Origin of the sequence: Oerskovia sp. Root22 (genome assembly GCF_001429135.1) — a bacterium.
Taxonomy (GTDB): Bacteria; Actinomycetota; Actinomycetes; order Actinomycetales; family Cellulomonadaceae; genus Oerskovia; species Oerskovia enterophila.
This window is the reverse complement of the sequence record NZ_LMIL01000009.1, coordinates 438963-456575: the sequence shown is the minus strand read 5'-3', so window position 1 is coordinate 456575 and position 17613 is coordinate 438963. Positions and strand designations below refer to the sequence as shown.

At 73.6% G+C, this 17613-nt stretch carries 17 protein-coding genes; 5 read left to right on the top strand and 12 right to left on the bottom strand.

Translation table 11 applies throughout. The features are described from left to right. The first annotated feature begins 10 nt into the window (after positions 1-10). Entirely contained in the window at positions 11-664 is a 654-nt protein-coding gene (locus ASE15_RS12525; protein WP_056651301.1) for a TrkA family potassium uptake protein, read from the top strand. Continuing rightward, positions 664-1377: a TrkA family potassium uptake protein gene (locus ASE15_RS12520; RefSeq protein ID WP_056763558.1), complete on the top strand. Its 714-nt coding sequence runs from the start codon at positions 664-666 to the stop codon at positions 1375-1377. The genes ASE15_RS12525 and ASE15_RS12520 overlap by 1 nt, the downstream gene beginning before the upstream one ends. Positions 1378-1471: 94 nt before the next feature. Here the strand turns inward: ASE15_RS12520 and ASE15_RS12515 are convergent, their stop codons facing one another. The 4 genes from ASE15_RS12515 to dut form a co-directional block, all read right to left on the bottom strand. Beyond that, a complete protein-coding gene (locus tag ASE15_RS12515) occupies positions 1472-2371 on the bottom strand; it encodes a DUF3159 domain-containing protein (protein WP_082618412.1) in 900 nt (299 codons plus the stop codon). Between the two features lie 34 nt (positions 2372-2405). Further along, positions 2406-2774: an OB-fold nucleic acid binding domain-containing protein gene (locus ASE15_RS12510; RefSeq protein ID WP_056763556.1), complete on the bottom strand. Its 369-nt coding sequence runs from the start codon at positions 2772-2774 to the stop codon at positions 2406-2408. Between the two features lie 6 nt (positions 2775-2780). Continuing rightward, the gene (locus ASE15_RS12505; RefSeq protein WP_056763554.1) at positions 2781-3533 is read right to left on the bottom strand and encodes a DUF3710 domain-containing protein; all 753 of its coding nucleotides are present in this window, start codon (positions 3531-3533) and stop codon (positions 2781-2783) included. A gap of 150 nt (positions 3534-3683) precedes the next feature. Continuing rightward, positions 3684-4157 (bottom strand): dUTP diphosphatase, encoded by a 474-nt coding sequence (dut, locus tag ASE15_RS12500; protein ID WP_056763823.1) that lies wholly within the window; start codon positions 4155-4157, stop codon positions 3684-3686. Between the two features lie 113 nt (positions 4158-4270). Here dut and ASE15_RS12495 point away from each other — a divergent pair, with 113 nt between their 5' ends. Further along, positions 4271-4750, top strand: a complete 480-nt coding sequence (locus ASE15_RS12495) for a DUF3093 domain-containing protein (RefSeq protein ID WP_056763551.1) — start codon at positions 4271-4273, stop codon at positions 4748-4750. 109 nt (positions 4751-4859) lie between these two features. On the opposite strand, the gene ASE15_RS12490 is transcribed toward ASE15_RS12495, so the two are convergent. The 3 genes from ASE15_RS12490 to ASE15_RS12480 all read right to left on the bottom strand — a co-directional run bounded on the left by ASE15_RS12490 (position 4860) and on the right by ASE15_RS12480 (position 6911). Further along, positions 4860-5159, bottom strand: a complete 300-nt coding sequence (locus ASE15_RS12490) for a DUF4193 domain-containing protein (protein WP_056650168.1) — start codon at positions 5157-5159, stop codon at positions 4860-4862. Positions 5160-5393: 234 nt separating this feature from the next. Next, positions 5394-6245 (bottom strand): inositol monophosphatase family protein, encoded by an 852-nt coding sequence (locus tag ASE15_RS12485; RefSeq protein ID WP_255354304.1) that lies wholly within the window; start codon positions 6243-6245, stop codon positions 5394-5396. A gap of 3 nt (positions 6246-6248) precedes the next feature. Continuing rightward, positions 6249-6911, bottom strand: a complete 663-nt coding sequence (locus ASE15_RS12480) for a trimeric intracellular cation channel family protein (protein WP_056763549.1) — start codon at positions 6909-6911, stop codon at positions 6249-6251. A 122-nt stretch (positions 6912-7033) separates the two neighbouring features. On the opposite strand from ASE15_RS12480, the gene sepH reads away from it, so the two are divergent. Beyond that, positions 7034-8335, top strand: coding sequence for a septation protein SepH (gene sepH, locus ASE15_RS12475; RefSeq protein WP_082618411.1), 1302 nt, complete (start codon positions 7034-7036; stop codon positions 8333-8335). Between the two features lie 93 nt (positions 8336-8428). Here sepH and ASE15_RS12470 read toward each other — a convergent pair whose 3' ends face one another. The 4 genes from ASE15_RS12470 to ASE15_RS12455 all read right to left on the bottom strand — a co-directional run bounded on the left by ASE15_RS12470 (position 8429) and on the right by ASE15_RS12455 (position 13905). After that, the gene (locus ASE15_RS12470; protein ID WP_056650177.1) at positions 8429-9091 is read right to left on the bottom strand and encodes a thymidine kinase; all 663 of its coding nucleotides are present in this window, start codon (positions 9089-9091) and stop codon (positions 8429-8431) included. Between the two features lie 84 nt (positions 9092-9175). Then, positions 9176-10348 (bottom strand): alkaline phosphatase family protein, encoded by a 1173-nt coding sequence (locus ASE15_RS12465; protein WP_056763546.1) that lies wholly within the window; start codon positions 10346-10348, stop codon positions 9176-9178. Beyond that, a complete protein-coding gene (locus ASE15_RS12460) occupies positions 10345-10947 on the bottom strand; it encodes a DUF5998 family protein (protein WP_056650182.1) in 603 nt (200 codons plus the stop codon). Before ASE15_RS12460 ends, ASE15_RS12465 begins: the two co-directional genes overlap by 4 nt. 87 nt (positions 10948-11034) lie before the next feature. Further along, a complete protein-coding gene (locus ASE15_RS12455; RefSeq protein ID WP_056763545.1) occupies positions 11035-13905 on the bottom strand; it encodes a GNAT family N-acetyltransferase in 2871 nt (956 codons plus the stop codon). Between the two features lie 221 nt (positions 13906-14126). Between ASE15_RS12455 and ASE15_RS12450 the strand changes: the two genes are divergently transcribed. Continuing rightward, a complete protein-coding gene (locus tag ASE15_RS12450) occupies positions 14127-16610 on the top strand; it encodes a DNA topoisomerase (ATP-hydrolyzing) subunit A (protein WP_056763543.1) in 2484 nt (827 codons plus the stop codon). Positions 16611-16714: 104 nt separating this feature from the next. On the opposite strand, the gene ASE15_RS12445 is transcribed toward ASE15_RS12450, so the two are convergent. Beyond that, positions 16715-17539 carry a lysoplasmalogenase gene (locus ASE15_RS12445; protein ID WP_235534395.1) on the bottom strand — a complete coding sequence of 275 codons (825 nt, stop codon included), beginning with the start codon at positions 17537-17539 and terminating at the stop codon, positions 16715-16717. Positions 17540-17613: the final 74 nt, after the last annotated feature.

Sequence of the window (17613 nt, the reverse complement as noted above, 5' to 3'; positions counted from 1 at the left end):
CTTCGTGATCATGGGATGTGGCCGTGTCGGCGCCACCCTCGCCCAGTCTCTCGAGAACCGCGGCCACTCGGTGGCCGTGGTCGACCAGAACCCCGACGCCTTCCGACGGCTGTCCGCGGAGTTCTCCGGCAAGAAGGTCACGGGCCTCGGGTTCGACCGGGACACGCTCGTCCAGGCGGGCATCGAGGACGCCTACGCGTTCGCCGCGGTCTCCGACGGCGACAACTCGAACATCCTCGCCGCGCGCGTGGTGCGCGAGACGTACGGCGTCGACAACGTCGTGGCCCGCATCTACGACCCTCACCGTGCGGAGATCTACCAGCGCCTCGGGATCCCGACGGTCGCGACCGTCCGCTGGACCTCGGACCAGGTCCTGCGCCGCATGCTCCCGCTCGGCGCGACCGACGAGTACCGCGACCCCTCGGGCCAGGTCCGCCTCGCGCAGACCGACTTCCACCCGGGCTGGGTGGGCCACGCGGTCGGGACCATCGAGTCGGCGACCGGCGCGCGGGTCGCGTTCCTCGGCCGGTTCGGCGAGGGGGTCCTGGCGACCCCCAGCACCGTCCTGCAGGAGAACGACGTGCTGCACGTCCTCATGCGCAGCGCGGACGCCCCCACGGTCGAGCGCGTCCTCACGCACGCCCCCTCACTCAAGGAGAACTGATGCGCGTCGTCGTCGTCGGAGCAGGCTCTGTCGGGCGCTCGATCGCCCGCGAGCTGCTCAGCCATGACCACGAGGTCACCATCATCGACAAGCAGCCCGCGGCGATGCGGGTCGCGCAGGTGGCCGACGCGGACTGGCTCCTCGCGGACGCGTGCGAGCTCTCGACCCTGTCGGAGGCCAAGGTCGACGAGTGCGACGTGATCGTCGCCGCCACGGGAGACGACAAGGTCAACCTCGTCGTGTCGCTGCTCGCCAAGACCGAGTTCGGCGTGCCGCGCACGGTCGCCCGCGTCAACAACCCCAAGAACGAGTGGATGTTCGACGAGTCGTGGGGCGTGGACGTGGCCGTGTCGACCCCGCGCATCATGACCTCGATGGTCGAGGAGGCCGTCGCGGTCGGCGACCTGGTGCGGATCTTCACGTTCCACCAGTCGGGCGCGGACATCCTCGAGCTCACGCTCCCCCCGGACTCGCCGCTCATCGGCACCCGGGTCGGTCAGGTCGCGTGGCCCCAGGACACGGTCCTCGCGGCGATCGTGCGCGGGACCCAGCCGATCACGCCGAGCATCGACGACACCCTCGAGGTGGGCGACGAGCTGCTCATCGTGACGGGTCGGGACGTCGACGAGGCCGCGCTCCTCAAGGTGCTGGTCGACCCGACCGACGACGGCGGCACCGGGATCGTGGACGAGACCACGGGCCTGCCCGTCTGACCACGGGTCGTCGACCCGCGCCCGGCCCGCCCGGGCGCGGGTCGACTCGGGCCAGGTGCGCGGACCGGCTCACGAGGCGCCGCAGCGGCTCGGCTCAGGCCGACGCAGGGGCAGCAGGCTCCTCGTCCGCGACGCGCGGGCGCCGGACCAGCAGCCAGGTCGCCCAGAGCGTCAGCGCCCACAGCGGGATGCCCATGACGAGGCGAGCCGTGCCGAGCCAGGCGACCGCGTCCTCGCCGGCCATGAACAGCGGGACCTGCACGGCCAGCCGCAGCGCGAACATGCCGACCCAGAGCCACGTCGCGAGCGCGTAGCGACGCATGAGATCCGCGTCCCCGCGCCAGCGACGGGCCCACGCCCTGAAGGCACCGGGGGCGGGCTCGTCGCCTTCGTGCGGAGCCCGCGCCTCGCCCGCCGCGACGGGCGCTGCGGAGGTCGCTCCGGCGTCGGGCTCCTCGCTCGCCGCGACCGCGGCCTTGACCTTGTCCCCGTCCGTCCACCCGCTGCGCAGCGCCTCGACGACGAGCCCCACCACGGGCCAGCGCACCAGCACCGAGACCGCCATCGCGACCAGGTACGCCGCGTTCGTCAGCAGTCCCGCGGCGTAGTAGTTCTGGGCCTCGCCCGACTTCCAGGCCCACAGCACGCCGATCGCGACCCCCAGGAACCCGCCGAAGGCCTGCGTGATGGGCGTGCGCTGGACCAGCCGCGCCGCCACGGCCACGAGCGCCACCGCGACCGACGCGATGAGCGCGGGCTGGAGCGTGTTGCCCGACGCGATGAACACGACCACGAACACGAGCCCGGGAGCCATGGACTCCACGAGCCCGCGTACCCCGCCGATCGACTCGGCGAGCGAGAACGACTCCCCTGTCAGGGCGCGCACACCGCGTGCGGCGCCCTCGTCCGGGGGCACGACGTCGTCGATCGCGTCGGCGACCTCCTCCACCTCCCGGGCGAGCGGCTCGGGGGCGGCAGGGTGCTCGTGCGTCATGTCGTCTCTCTCGCCTGCGGGGTGGGTCACGGGCTCACTCGCCGGCGCGAGGGCGCAGCTCGTAGCGGGGGTTGAACATGGTGCGCCGGCCCGCGATCTCGCAGACCAGGCCCTCGACACGGACGCGACGTCCCGGCTCGATCCCGGCGATGCGCCGACGACCGAGCCAGACCAGGTCGAGCGAGCCCGAGCCGTCGTACAGCTCGGCCTCGACCGTCGGCACCCCCTCACGGGGCCGCAGGATCACCGAGCGCAGCACCCCCGAGACGTGGGCCCGCTTGCGGTTCGCGAGGTCCGCGACCGCCGAGCACCCCGTCTGCCGGGACGCCTCGTGACGTTCCTCGTCCGCGGCGATCTCCTCCTGGGAGGCCAGCACCGCGTGCAGCGCCTGACGCAGCGACATCTCGGGTCAGCGCCTCTCGGTGATCTCGGGCCCGCGCGTGAGCGGGTCGAAGGCCGGGAGCGACGGGGCCGCGCCCTCGGGGGCGGCGACCGCGGGACGCGGCGCCTGACCGGGAAGGTGCATGGCCAGCAGGTCGCGCGGCGGCCGGGCGTTGTTGTCGCGGACCACGACGATGTTGGCGAAGACCGACTCGAGCAGGCGAGCCGCCTCCGGGTCAACGGCTGCCTTGCCCGTGAGGACCCCGCGCAGGAACCAGCGCGGACCGTCGACGCCCACGAACCGGGCCGCACGGAAGCCGCGCTGGCCGTCCGGGCCCGTGACCGGGAGCTTCGCGAGCAGCTCGCGACCGAACGGACCGGGGATGTCGTCGACCGTCCCGCCCTGCTGGGTCACGGACTCGGCGATCTCCTCGCGGATCTCGTCCCAGATGCCCATGGTCTTGGGGGCGGCGAACGCCTGGACCTGCAGCGCCGAGCCGTTGACCGCCGCGGCGGCCCCCGTGATCTTCTGGGTCTTCTTGTCGACCTCCATGCGCAGCTCCATGCCCGGGACGCCCGGGAGCCAGATCGCCCCGAGGTCCGCACGGGCACCGAGCTCGCTGACCTGGGAGGAGTCGAACGGGCCACGGGTGCCCGCGGCCGGAGCCACGGGTGCCGAGCTCTCGTCCGCACCCGCCGGAGCCTCCACGGACTCGGAGCCCTCGGCGACGACCGCCTCGTCGCTCGACTGCTGCGACGCACTACGCCGGAACAAACCCACGGAAGCTCTCCTTCAGCTCTTCGCCGCGTCGACCATCGACAGCGACTCGTACGGGACGGCGTGCACCGATCCCCGTCCCCACCACACTAGACCGCCGCGCCGCTCCCGTGACCGCCCTCGGCCACGAGCGAACACGGCGGGCACCCGGGCTCACCGCCCGGTGGCCCACCCGCCGCTCGAGCCGAACCCGCCCTCGCCCCGGTGCGACCCGGGCAGCTTCTGCGCCTGGAGGAAGCGCGCGTGCTCGACCTTCTGGATCACGAGCTGCGCGATGCGGTCGCCGCGATGCAGGACGACCGGCTCCGACGCGTCGGTGTTGTGCAGGATCACCTTGATCTCGCCGCGGTACCCCGCGTCGACGGTCCCGGGCGCGTTGACGATCGTCAGGCCGTGCCGGGCCGCGAGGCCCGAGCGCGGGTGCACGAACGCCGCATACCCGTCCGGGAGCGCGATCGCGAGCCCCGTGGGCACGGTCGCCCGGCCCTGCGGCGCGATCACCACGTCCACGGTCGTCACGAGGTCTGCCCCAGCATCGCCCGGGTGGGCGTACGACGGGACCGCCGCGACGTCGTCGAGCAGCTGGACGAGCACCTCGACGTCGCCCGGACGGGCGGACGAGGGCACGGGCACGCGCGAGGGCGCAGGTTCTTCGGTGGGCACCCGCAGAGCCTAGTGCTCGACGGGCGGGGCGGCGAACATCGCCACGGGGCACCTCGCGGACCTGGGATGATGAACCCATGCCTCAGCCTGACGCCGCCTACCGCGAACGCCTCCTGCCCGGACCCGGCGGCTGGTCCGCCGCTCTCGCCTTCGCCGTCATCCTGGGCATCGCCCTGTGGCCCGTGGACGAGGTCCTGTCCTACGTCACCGCGGGCATCGCTCTGGTGGTCCTCGTGGGCCTGCTCTGGTGGACGTCGCCCGTGGTCTCGGTGGCCCCCGGCACCGACGGCACGCCCCACCTGCGGGCCGGACGGGCCGTCATCCCCACCTCGCTGCTGCGCGACGTCACGGTCCTGGACCGCGAGGCGATGACGCACGAGCTCGGCCCGGGGCTCGACGCGCGCGCGTACGTGTGCCTGCGGGCCTGGGCCCGCACGGGCGTCCGTGTCGAGGTCGACGACCCGGCGGACCCGACGCCGTACTGGCTCGTCTCCACGCGCCACGCCCCCGCGCTCGCCGCAGCGATCACGGCCTCGGCGCGGTCTGCGTCGGCCTGAGCCGCCGGCCCCCGGGGCGACCCGAGGGCCGCCCACGCCGGGGCCCTGCACGCGCGAACGGCCGCCACCCCGAGGGGTGACGGCCGTTCGTCGTGAGAGGGTTCGGCGCTCAGGCCGCGCACTCCGAGCAGATCTGCTGCCCGTTCTTCTCGTACGCGAGCTGGCTGCGGTGGTGCACGAGGAAGCAGCTCGAACAGGTGAACTCGTCAGCCTGCCGAGGAAGCACACGGACCGAGAACTCTTCGCCGGACAGGTCCGCGCCCGGGAGCTCGAACCCTTCGGCTGCTTCGGTCTCGTCCTCGTCCACAACGCCCGAGCTCTTGTCGGAGCGACGAGCCTGCAGCTCTTGGATCGAGTCCTCGCTGAGATCCTCTTCGCTCTTGCGGGGGGCGTCGTAGTCAGTTGCCATCTGTGGGGTCACACTCCGGAACGTCGTGGTCGAACATGGGGGTCGTTCGGTCCGGCGAAGGCCGTCGAACTGGCACTCCGTAGGACGCTTCGCGAGACGTCCTGACTGGTGTACGCGGTGTAATGCTCCGCCACCCGGAATTGTTCCCGGTGGCCCCCGGATTCTGCACCAAATACCGCGCGAGCGCACCCTCAGCGCGGGGTGTTCCTCGTCACCCCTGCGGCGGCCCGAGGATCAGACCCCCGAATCGGCTCCCGCCGACTCGAGGATCGCGACCAGCGCGTCGACCGCGGCCGGCGGTCCGGCGACCGTCATGTCCGCTCCGGCCGGACGTCCCCGCAGGCCGGTCACGAGCGCTCCGGCCTCCTGGGCCACGAGGGCCCCGGCCGCGAGGTCCCACGGGTTCAGCCCGCGCTCGTAGTACAGGTCGAGGCTCCCGGTCGCGACCAGGCACAGGTCGATCGCCGCCGACCCGAGCCGGCGGATGTCGCGGACCTGCGGCAGGACCGTCGTCAGGACCTCGGCCTGGTGACGGCGCCGCTCGGCGTCGTACGCGAACCCGGTGCCGACCAACGAGGTCGCGAGCGGTCCCGCCGGGTTGACGCGCACGGGCTCGCCGTCGAGCGTCGCGCCCGCCCCGAGCCCCGCTGTCCAGGTCCGGCCGTCGACGATCGAGTGCACCGCCCCAGCGAGCACCGTCCACTGCGCGGGGTCCGGGGGGCCCACGACGACCGCGACCGAGATCGCGTACGAGGCCACCGAGTAGAGGTAGTTGACGGTGCCGTCGATCGGGTCGATGACCCAGGTGAGGCCCGACGTCCCCTCGGAGGCCCCCTCCTCCTCGCCGAGGACGGCGTCGTCGGGCCGCTCCCGCGCGATGATCCGGCGCAGCAGGGCCTCGGACTCGGCGTCCATGGCCGTCACGACGTCGACCGCGCTCGACTTGGTCGCGGCCACCTCGACGTGCTCGGGGCGGCCCTCGCGCACGAGCGCTCCCGCCTCCCTGGCCATGCTCTCGGCGAGCGCGCGCAGTGCGGCGATCGTGACGTCGTCGGGCAGGCGGGGGTCATCGATGAAGAAGGTCACGGCTCACATCCTGCCCGACCCCGCACCCCCGCGACGACCCGACCACGGCCCCGGGACGGTCCACCCGAGCCGGAGCGAGACCAGCCGGAAGCCGAACACCAGGCCGATCGTCGCGAGCTGGCTCCAGAGCGTGAGCCACCCCTCGTGCCACAGCACGGCCGTGATCGAGGCCCCGACGATCGCGGGGACCGCGTAGAGCTGGCGGTCCTGGAGGATGAGCGGCGCCTCGCTGCTCAGCAGGTCGCGCAGGATCCCGCCCCCGATCCCCGTGAGCGTCCCCACGATGACCGCGGCCATCATCCCGACGCCGTAGTCGAGGCCCTTGGTCGTCCCGACCACGACGAAGAGCGCGAGCGCACCGGCGTCGAGCACGATGATGCCGCGGCGCATGCGTTCGAGGCGTGGGTGGAAGAAGTAGATGACGACGCCGGCCGCGAGCGCCGCGACCACGAGCCTCCAGCTCGAGATCCCCACGGGGGGTATGGCGCCGATGAGCACGTCGCGCAGCATCCCGCCGCCCAGCCCGGTCGCCCAGGCGAGCACCAGGACCCCGAAGATGTCGAAGGACTTGCGGATCGCGGCCAGCCCTCCGGACAGCGCGGCGCAGAACACCGCGCCCAGCTCGAGGACGTCGTCCAGGGGGAACTCGATCACGGGGAGAATCATCCCAGCAGACCTCACCGGGCGGCACACCGAGCCGCCTGCGCCGTCCCGGCGCGCCGGGGTGGCACTCTCGGGAGTGCAGGCCCACCGGCGACGAGCCGGTCTGCGACGTCGTTGGAGGATTCATGAGTGAGCTTGAGCTGGTGAGGGTGCACGAGGACGGGGAGCGTCTCGTCCTCGCCGGACCGGACGGTGCGCGCTTCACCCTGCCCGTCGACGACGCGTTGCGCGCCGCCATGCGCCGCGACCGCGCCCAGCTCGAACACCTGCGCTCGCAGTCCCCCGACGTGCTGCCCGTGCGCGAGATCCAGGCACAGCTGCGTGCGGGGCTCAGTGCCCGCGAGGTGGCCGAGAAGGCCGGCATCCCGATCGAGCAGGTCCACCGCTTCGAGGGCCCCGTGCTCGCCGAGCAGGAGTACGTCGTGGGTCAGGTGCTCAAGAACCGCGCGGGCCACGACGACGACTCCCCCACGCTGGGCGAGGTGGTCTCCGAGCGCCTCACGGCACGGGGCGTCGCCGAGGACGACGTCGAGTGGTCCGCCGCGCGCACCCACGCGGGTCCGTGGACCGTCACGGCGCTCTTCCTCATCGGTGACCGTGCGCGCAGCGCGCGCTGGTCGTACGACCCCCAGAACCGCACGCTGCACGCGCTCGAGGACGAGGCTCGCTGGTTGTCGGGCACCGACGTCGCCGAGGAGCCCGTCCGCGGGGTCCGCGGCGCGCTGTTCGACCACTCGGCCCGGGGTGGGCAGGCGTCAGCAGGACCGTCGTCGTCGACAGCGCAGTCGGCACCGTCCGCCGCGTCGCCCACGGACCCGGCGGAGCGCGACGACGCGCCCTCCCCGTTGCACGAGGAGACCGACTCGACCTCGTCGATGCTCGACGACCTCAGCCAGCGTCGCGGCGTCCGCCAGCACCGGGACGAGCCCTCGGCCCCGTTCGAGGGGTTCGGGCCTCCGCAGACGTTCGACCTCGGCGAGCGCTCGGGGCGCCGGGACGAGACACCGGAGGACGAGGAGCCCCCGGGGGCCAAGGTCTTCTCGCTGAGCAAGGCGAGCCGCAAGGAGCAGCGTCCGGCGCCCGACGACGGAGAGCACGACGCGTCGTCGTCGCACCGGGGCACGGGGCACCCTGCGGGCACGGGCCACCGCGGGTCCCACGAGACCGACGACGACCGTGGCGCGGCGGACGCTCCCCCGGACCAGGACGGGGCCGCCGAGGCGATCACCTCGCGACCGACCGTGGCCCCGCACGGGGGACGCGACGTCGTCGGGACCGTGCGGAGCGAGCGCGACGAGCCCGACGCGACCGGTGAGCACGGCGAACGCCCCACCCCCCGCACGGGCGAACCGCGTCGCCCGCGCAAGACGCGTGCCAGCGTCCCCTCGTGGGACGAGATCGTGTTCGGCGCCAAGCCCGAGCACTGACCACCTCTCCCCCGCCCTGCAAGGGCGACGGCGCTCTCCGCCGGACGTGCCCTCGAGGGCGCGCGGCGGTACGCGATGACCTCGGCCGTGCCCCTACCCCGCGGCCCCCGGCAGGTCGAGCGCGAGCCCGTCCGCGGTCGTCGAGCGCAGCCGCGCGGACACCGACGTCATGCGACGCATGTGGTGCCGGCGGCACAGGACCTCGTACGCGACCTCGCTCGCGCTCTCGCCCGTGTTGCCGACCACGACCTGGGCCCCCTCGACGACCATCCAGCCGTCGATCGTGCGCGCGTTGTGCGTCGCACGCGCCCCGCACCAGCACAGCGACTGCACCTGGAGCACCTCGACGCGGTCGGCGAGCTCGATGAGCCGCGCCGAGCCGGGGAAGAGCCGCGTCCGGAAGTCGGCCGTGATGCCGAACGCGTAGACGTCGATCTCGACCTCGTCGACCAGACGGGCCAGCTGCTCGACCTGGGTCGTCGAGTAGAACTGGGCCTCGTCGCAGATCAGGTAGTCGACCGTGGTGCCGCGCATCCGCTCGTCGACCACGAAGGTCCAGAAGTCGGTGTCGTCGCGGACCTCGTGCGCGGCGACCTCGAGTCCCAGGCGCGAGGACAGGCGGTCGGTCCCGGCACGGTCGTTGCGCGAGAAGATCAGTCCGCACCGACCCCGCGCGGTGTGGTTGTGGTCGAGCTGGAGGGCGAGGGTGGACTTGCCGCAGTCCATCGTCCCGGAGAAGAAGACGAGCTCAGCCACGGTCGTGGACCTTTCGGTGCGGGGGAACAGGTCCCCGGGAGGATGTGACCGGGTGCTCGCGACGCCCGGGCGGAGGCGTCGTGCTCAGGTGGTCGTGACGAGCAGCGGGACCTGCATCTCGGTGCGCGTGAGGGAGCCGTGGACCCCGACGAGCTGCATCGAGGCCGGCGTCTGGGTCCGCGAGTCCACGACCGTGGCGCGGCCGCGCATCGCGACCACGACGTCGCCGATCGTGGGCAGCACGTGCTCCGCGACGGGACCGAACCAGCCCGCGGCGACCGCGTCCTCGCGCAGCGCGACGAGGGCTGCGTCCCCGAGGACCTCGGACCACCGCCCGGCCACGGCCGGGGCCTGGTCCGGCTGCGTGTAGACGTGCACGGCACGCGGCTCGCCGCCCACGAGCGCGACCCCGCGGCCGAGCGCACGCGTCGTGGCGACGTCCCAGCGCTGCGAGCGGTCGACGTCGACCATCCCGTGGTCGGCCGTGACGAGCAGCAGCGTGCCGTGGGGCAGCGACCGGGCCAGGCGCCCGAGCTCGCGGTCGAGGTCGGAGAGCGCGTCGCCCCACTGCCGCGAGCGCCAGCCGTGGTGATGGCCCGCCTTGTCGACGTCTCCCCAGTACAGGTACACCAGGCCGGGGGCCGTGAGCTCCCAGGCGACCGTGTCGACGCGGTCCGCGATGGACTCTGCCGCGACGTAGCGCGCGCCGCGCAGGGCGGCCACGGTCATGCCCGAGCCCGCGAAGCGCGCGGGCCCCACCGACAGGACCTCGCGGCCCGTGGCCGCGACCTGCTCGAGGACGGGCGGCTCCTGCTGGAGCTCCTGGGGCGGGGCAGCGCCCTCCCACGAGACCATGTTGGCCAGGCGCCCCGTGGCGGCGTTGCGCTGGGTGTACCCCAGCATGCCCGTCCGCCCGGGCGAGGTCCCCGTGCCGAAGGTCCCGATCGCCGCGGCGGTCGTGCTGGGGAAGCTCGAGGTGAGCACGCGCGAGGACGCGAGGAGCGAGCGCAGGAACGGGGCGTGCCCCGCGCGCTCGGTGAGGTTGGCGTGGCCGAGCCCGTCGACCAGGACGACGCACACCCGGTCAGCGGCGGGCAGCGCGAGGTCGGTGCGCGCCTGGGTCGAGCGGGTCCCCGTGGCGGTCGTCAGGTCGACCCCGAGCGCGCCCGCGGCCGCGGGCAGGACCGAGCTGAGCGCGAGCCCGTCGTAGCGGGGGGCGAGCAGGCCGTCGGGCAGGACCTCGGGCAGGACCGTCACCGGCTCGCCCGGCCTGCGTCGCGGCGGGCCGTGGCCGTCGAGAGCTCGCGCGCGAACGCGAGCGCGTTGCGGACGGCGTCGCGGCCCTCCGCCTCGGCGCTCACGCGCACCACGATGTCGTCGGGAGTGATCTGGCCCGTCAGGCCGTGGTCGGCCTCGCAGCCCGGGTCGGGGCACTGGGCGGGCTCGAGGTCCACGCGCGAGACGGCTCCCCAGCCGATCGCGAGCGTGACCTCGATGGGGGGCGTGCCGCTGCGGTGCTTCTCGGGGTCGAGGACGACGTGCGTGAGCGAGACCGAGCGCAGCTCGGTGATCGGCACGGACTCGGTGGTCGCGGCTGCGGAGGCCGAGGGGTTCTCGCTGTCCGCGGGGTGGTCGTCGACGTGGGCCGTGATGAGGCGCGTGGGGGTCAGGACCAGGACGGTCAGGTGGCGACGGACCTCGGTGTCGAACGTCGTCTCGACGTACACCAGGTGGGACACGAGCTCCTCGCCGGCGATCGCGACGTCGAGGACGTCCTGGACCAGCTCGGGGTAGTAGCCCGCACGGCGCAGCTGGGAGGTCAGGTCGGTCCGGGAGGCAGATTCAGCAGATGGCACCCGCGCATTCTCCCACCGCTCGACGCGGCGGGGCCAGTCCGCCCCCGGGCTGTGGGCGCCTCGGCCCCGCGGGGGCCTGTGGACGCCTCAGCCCGGCAGGGCCCGGCGCAGGGTGTCGGCGCGCTGGGCACCAGCGACCTGGACGCGGGCGCCCAGCACCGCCGCGCCGTGCTCGGCGACCACGACCGGGTAGATCTCGACGCTGCGCAGCTCGGGCAGCTCGTCGGCCATGAGCGACACGCGGGCCAGCAGGTCCTCGAGGGCCGCGGTGTCCGCGACGGGCGCGCCCATGTACCCGAACAGGCGGGGCGCGGCGCGGATCGAGCGGACCATGGTCGCGACGTCGACGTCCGTCAGCGGCGGCACGCCGTAGCTCACGTCGCCCAGGAGGTCGACCGCGTCGCCCGCGAGACCGAACGAGACGACCGGGCCGAAGAGCTGGTCCTCGGTCGAGCGCACGACGCACGCGACGCCCGCGTCGGCCATGCGCTGGACCTCGAACGGCGCGGGGCCGCCCGGGCCCCCCTCCTCGTCGTCACCGGTCCCGGTGCTGCGAGCCCCCGGCAGCACGGCCGCGAGCGTCTGGCGCATCTGCTCGACGTCGTCGCGCAGCTCGTCCTCGTCGCCGATGTCGAGGCGCACTCCCCCCAGGTCCGCGCGGTGCCGCAGCGACTCCGCGGTGCTCTTGAGAGCCACGGGCCAGCCGATGTCCTGGGCCGCCGCGACGGCCTCGTCGGCCGTGCGGACGCGGCGCGAGGGCCACAGCTCGATCCCGTAGGCCGCGAGCAGGCGCGCGACGTCCTGGGCGTCGAGGTCCACCACGGTGTCCCCGACGAGCGCCGCCTCGACCAGGGCGCGCGCCCCGTCGGAGTCGACGCCCGTCGGCCGCTCGACCGTCCCGTGGTCGGCCTCGCGCCAGCGGGCGTACCCGACCACGGCCTCGACCGCGGCGACCGCGTCCTCGGGCGTCGAGTAGGCGGGCACGTGCACGGGTGGACCGTCGGGGTTCGCCGGGTCGGGGGCCGAGAGCTCCTCGGCGAGCCCGTGCATGCCCAGGACGCTCGCGACCGTGGTGCGACCGCTCGCCGCAGCCGCGCGCGCGACGGCCCGCGAGAACGCCTCCCCGCGCGGTCGCACCGTGGGTACGTGCACCGCGACGACGACGTCGCACGCGTCGGGGGCGAAGATCGCCGCGACCGCGGCCTCGACCTCGGCGTCGTCGGCGTCCTCGGCCACGAAGCCCGACCGGTCCGAGACCACGAGCCCGGCCGACCCCACGGCCTCCGCGACGAGCGCGGTGAGCGCGGCCGACGACGTGAGGAGCCCGATGCGCCGACCGCCAGGCAGCGGCTGGTACGCCAGGAGCTGGGCGATGTCGACCAGGTGGTGGGTGTTCTCGGCGTGGATCACGCCCGACTGGCGCAGCATCTCGTCGAGCGTGCGGCGCGGGGCACGGGTCGAGCGCACCGCGTGCCCGGGCGGCACGACCTGCCCCGAGCGCCCCGCGGTCACGACCACGACGGGCTTGACCGACGCGAGCCTGCGCGCGATGCGGGAGAACTTGCGCGGGTTGCCGATCGACTCGAGGTAGAGGCACACGACCGAGGTCTCGGGGTCGTCCTGCCAGAACTGCATGAGGTCGTTGCCCGAGACGTCGGCCCGATGCCCGGCCGACACGAACGACGAGACCCCGATCCCGCGCCGCAGCGCGGTCGCCAGGAGCGTGACCGCAGTGGGTGCCGACTGGCAGAAGATCCCGATGCTCCCGGCGGGCGGCAGCACCTCGGCCAGGCTCGCGTTGAGCCGGTGCTCGACGTGGGTCGTGAAGAGCCCGTAGGTCGCGGGGCCGACCACGCGCATCCCGGCGGCGTGCGCGGTGCGCAGCAGCTCACGCCGCAGGGCCAGGCCCTCGGGACCGGTCTCGGCGTACCCCGCCGAGAGCACGACGACGGCGCGCACGCCCAGACGCTCGAGCTCGGCCGTGGCCGCGATCGCCTCGTGCGGGGGCAGCGCGAGCAGGGCGAGGTCCACGGGCCCGGGGACGTCCGCGATCCGCCCGAAGAACCGGACGGCCGAGGGAGCCGGTGCGGTGTCGCCCTCCGCCCTTCCTTCGGCTCCTCCCTCCGCGGGCGCTGCGGCAAGGTCGTCGAAGCCCGCCGGTGGAGCGACCCCCACGACGTCGAACGTGCCGTCGCCCGGGTCCGTCGACGCGTTGGCGAGCACGCGCTCTGCCATGAGACGGCTCGCGGTGCCGGGCTCCGCCGTCGGACCCGGCCCGACGAGCAGGACGCGACGCGCCGTGAGCAGGCCGTGCATCGACCGTGCCTCGGCGCGGTGCTCGCGGTCCGCCATGACCGCCCGCGAGCGCTCGGTCGGGTCGAGGTCGACGCTGACCGCGACGATCCCGTCGTCGACGTGCTGGCTCGTGGCGTACCCGGCCTCCTGGAAGACCGCGAGCATCTTGCCGTTCTGCGGCAGCACCTCGGCGCTGAACCGCCGCACCCCGCGCTCCCTCGCCGCGACCGCGAGGTGCTCGAGCAGCACCGAGCCCAGTCCGCGCCCCTGCTCGGCATCGGCGATGTTGAAGGCGACCTCGGCCTCGTGCGGCGTCACCTTGTCGAAGCGCGCGACGCCGATGATGTCCTCGCGCGCATCCTCTCCCACGCGCTTGACCGCGACCAGGGCCACGCGCTCGTCGTGGTCGACGACCGTGAAGCGCGCGAGGTCACGGTCCGAGAGCCGCTCGATGTTCGCGAAGAAGCGCAGGTAGGTCGAGCGCTCGGACTGCCCCATGTGGAAGCGCTGGAGGGCCGGGGCGTCGGACGGGCGGATGGGGCGCACGTGCGTCGTGCTGCCGTCGCGCAGCACCACGTCCGCCTCCCACTCGACCGGGTACTCCCCCTGGCCGGCGTCGTGGGGCCCCGCGTCGGGCTCCGCCGGGACGTCGTGTCCGCTCACCCGCCCTAGGCTACGTGGGTCGTGGCACCGCTGGTCAGCGGCACGCCCGGTTCGCGGGAGAATGGGGCCCGGGTGTCGGTGCCCCGCAGTATCGTTCGCTGGTGCTGCGTGTCCTGGACCACCAGGCCGCACACCGTGCCCGCTGTGCCCGCCGCACCCGAGCCTTCGCCACGCGACGACCGCTGTCCCCGATCCACCGACCCGCAGGAGCCCGACGACCCATGGCGCGCAGACCGTCCGCCTCGAAAGCCCCGCTCGACCCGAGCGAGGTCCACGAGAAGATCATCGACATCGACGTCACGACGGAGATGGAGGGGTCCTTCCTCGAGTACGCGTACTCGGTCATCTACGCCCGCGCCCTGCCGGACGCGCGCGACGGGCTCAAGCCCGTCCAGCGCCGCATCCTGTTCCAGATGTCCGACATGGGCCTGCGCCCGGACCGCGGCCACGTCAAGTCGGCGCGAGTCGTCGGCGAGGTCATGGGCAAGCTCCACCCGCACGGAGACACCGCGATCTACGACGCGCTGGTCCGCCTGGCCCAGCCGTTCTCGCTGCGCCTGCCCCTCGTCGACGGGCACGGCAACTTCGGGTCGCTCGACGACGGCCCCGCGGCCCCCCGGTACACCGAGGCCCGCCTCGCGACCTCGGCCATGGCCATGACCGTCGGGCTCGACGAGGACGTCGTCGACTTCATCCCGAACTACGACAACAAGCTGACCCAGCCCGAGGTCCTGCCCTCGGCCATCCCCAACCTCCTGGTCAACGGAGCCGCGGGCATCGCGGTCGGCATGGCGACCAACATGGCGCCCCACAACCTGGTCGAGGTCGTCGCCGCGGCCCAGCACCTCATCAAGCACCCCACCGCGGGCCTCGAGGCGCTCATGCGCTTCATCCCCGGCCCGGACCTGCCCGGAGGCGGCAAGATCGTCGGCCTCGACGGCATCCGCGACGCCTACCGCACGGGTCGCGGCTCGTTCCGCACCCGGGCCACGGCACGCGTCGAGAACATCACGGCCAAGCGCAAGGGCATCGTCTTCACCGAGCTGCCCTACCTCGTCGGCCCCGAGAAGGTCATCGAGAAGATCGCCGAGGGCGTGAAGTCGAAGAAGCTCGTGGGCATCACCAACGCGACCGACCTGACCGACCGCGCGCACGGTCTGCGCCTGGTCGTGGAGATCAAGACGGGCTTCAACCCGGAGGCCGTGCTCGAGCAGCTCTACAAGGTCACGCCGCTCGAGGACTCGTTCGGCATCAACAACGTGGCTCTCGTCGAGGGCCAGCCCCGCACGCTGGGGCTGCGTGAGCTGCTCCAGGTGTGGGTCGACCACCGCATCGACGTCGTGCGCCGTCGCAGCTCCTACCGCCTCGCCAAGCGCAAGGAACGACTGCACCTGGTCGAGGGCCTGCTGCTCGCGATCGTCGACATCGACGAGGTCATCCAGGTCATCCGCACGAGCGACGACGCGGACACGGCCCGCACCCGCCTGCGCGAGGTCTTCGACCTCTCCGAGCCCCAGGCCGAGTACATCCTCGAGCTGCGCCTGCGCCGCCTGACCAAGTTCTCCCGCCTCGAGCTCGAGAAGGAGCAGGAGGCCCTACGGCTCGAGATCGCCCAGCTCGAGGAGATCCTCGGCGACGACGCCAAGCTGCGCGCGGTCGTCTCCGCGGAGATGAAGGAGGTCGCCAAGACCTACGGCACGCCTCGCCGCACCATCCTGCTCGAGTCGGCGGGCGCATCACCCACCTCGGCCCAGGGCGTGCTCGGTACCGTCTCGGCCGTGCCGCTCGAGGTCGAGGACACCCCCTGCTGGGCGCTCATGTCCGCGACCGGGCTCCTGGCCCGCACGAGCGACGCGACCGAGCCCGGCACGGGCGGGCGCCGCCACTCGCACGACGCGCTGCGCGGCACGGTGCTCGCGAGCGTGCGCAGCGACGTCGGGCTCGTCACGAGCCGCGGACGGATCGTGCGTCTCTCGGTGCTGGACCTGCCGACCCTGCCCCCGACCGACGGGGCCCCGAGCCTGTCCGGCGGCGTGCCGCTGAGCGAGATCGTGAGCCTCGAGCCGGGCGAGGCACCGTTGACCATCGTCTCGCTCGACCCCGACGCGCCCACCCTCGCGCTCGGCACCGCAGGCGGCGTGGTCAAGCGCGTCCTCGCGGGCGACATGCCGACCAACCGCGACGCCTGGGAGGTCATCTCCCTCAAGGAGGGCGACAGCGTGGTCGGCGCGGCCCCGGTCACCGACCAGGACGAGCTCGTGTTCGTCAGCTCCGACGCGAACCTGCTGCACTTCGACGCCTCGGCGGTACGCCCCCAGGGGCGCAGCGCGGCCGGCATGGCGGGCATCAAGCTCGGCCCGGACCAGCGCGTCACGTTCTTCGGCGTGGTCGAGGCCGACAGCCGCGACCTCATGACCGTCGTGACCATCGCGGGGTCGGCCGACGCCCTGCCGGGCACGCAGGCAGGCGCCGGGAAGGTCACGCCCTACGAGCTGTACCCGGGCAAGGGACGCGCGACGGGCGGCGTCCGGGCCCAGCGCTTCCTCAAGGGCGAGGACTCGCTCATCTTCGCGTGGGTGGGCCGTGGCCCCGGTCGGGCCGTCGGCTCGGCCGGGCAGCCGGTCGACCTCCCGCCCGTCGACCAGCGACGCGACGGCTCGGGCGCCCCGCTCGACGTGCCGATCACCGCGATCGGCGTCGGCTGAGCACAGCACGACCCCGCCGCTCCACGCGGCGGACGGCCGAGGGGTCGACCGGTGTCTCCGGTCGGCCCCTCGGCCGTCTCACGCGGCCGGCACGGCCAGACCGCCTAGGACTCCCCCGCCTCGGCCGCGTCGCGGCGCAGGATCCCGACCGCGAGCAGCGCCTGGCCCGCGAGGTAGGTGATCATGACCCAGAACCCCGAGGACAGCGGCCCCGGGACCTCGAAGCCCGGGACGAACGCCCCCAGGGCGATGAGCGCGTCGGAGACCAGGAAGATCGCCCCGCCGATGCCCGCGACCCGGTTCACCCCGGTCGACAGCACCGCCATGAGCGTCAGGCAGAGGCCGTAGACCATGACCGGGACCAGCAGCGCGCCCGCGTGCGGGGCGCACAGGACCACGAGCGCGACGAGGGCGAGCGCGTAGGGGACGAGCAGGACCGGGCGACGCAGCACGCTCGAACCGCGCGACGGCCAGAAGGCCGCGACGTACGCGACCTGCGCGAGCAGGAAGAACCCGACCATGGTCAGGAACGAGGCGTGACCGCTCGACAGGTCGGGCGCGGAGTCACCGAGCCACGAGAACCCGAGCGCGACGAGCGTCCACCGCACGAGGCGGGACCGCCCGCGCGGCCCGGCGGCCGGTGCGGCGGCGGATGTAGCGGCGGATGCGGCGGTCGGTGCGGCGACACTTCCCCGGGGCGCACCCGTCGCGGTCCAGACGACGAGCGCCAGGAGCGGCATGACGAACCACTGGGTCACGTTCGCGACCTGCTCTGCTCGGGCCAGGTGGGCGATCAGGTGCACCGCGGAGAGCAGCAGGAAGGCACCGGCCGCGAGCGCCGCCACGGGGCGGCGCCGCAGCACGGTCACGATCGAGACCGCTCGGTGCGAGGTGGGTGCGTGCGAGACGCGAGGAGTCGAGGAGACCACGTCGTTCCCTTTCCAGGAAGGGCGACCCGGGTCACGGGCGCCCTGGCGCGCGGCACCGTTGCCGCGCTGACCTG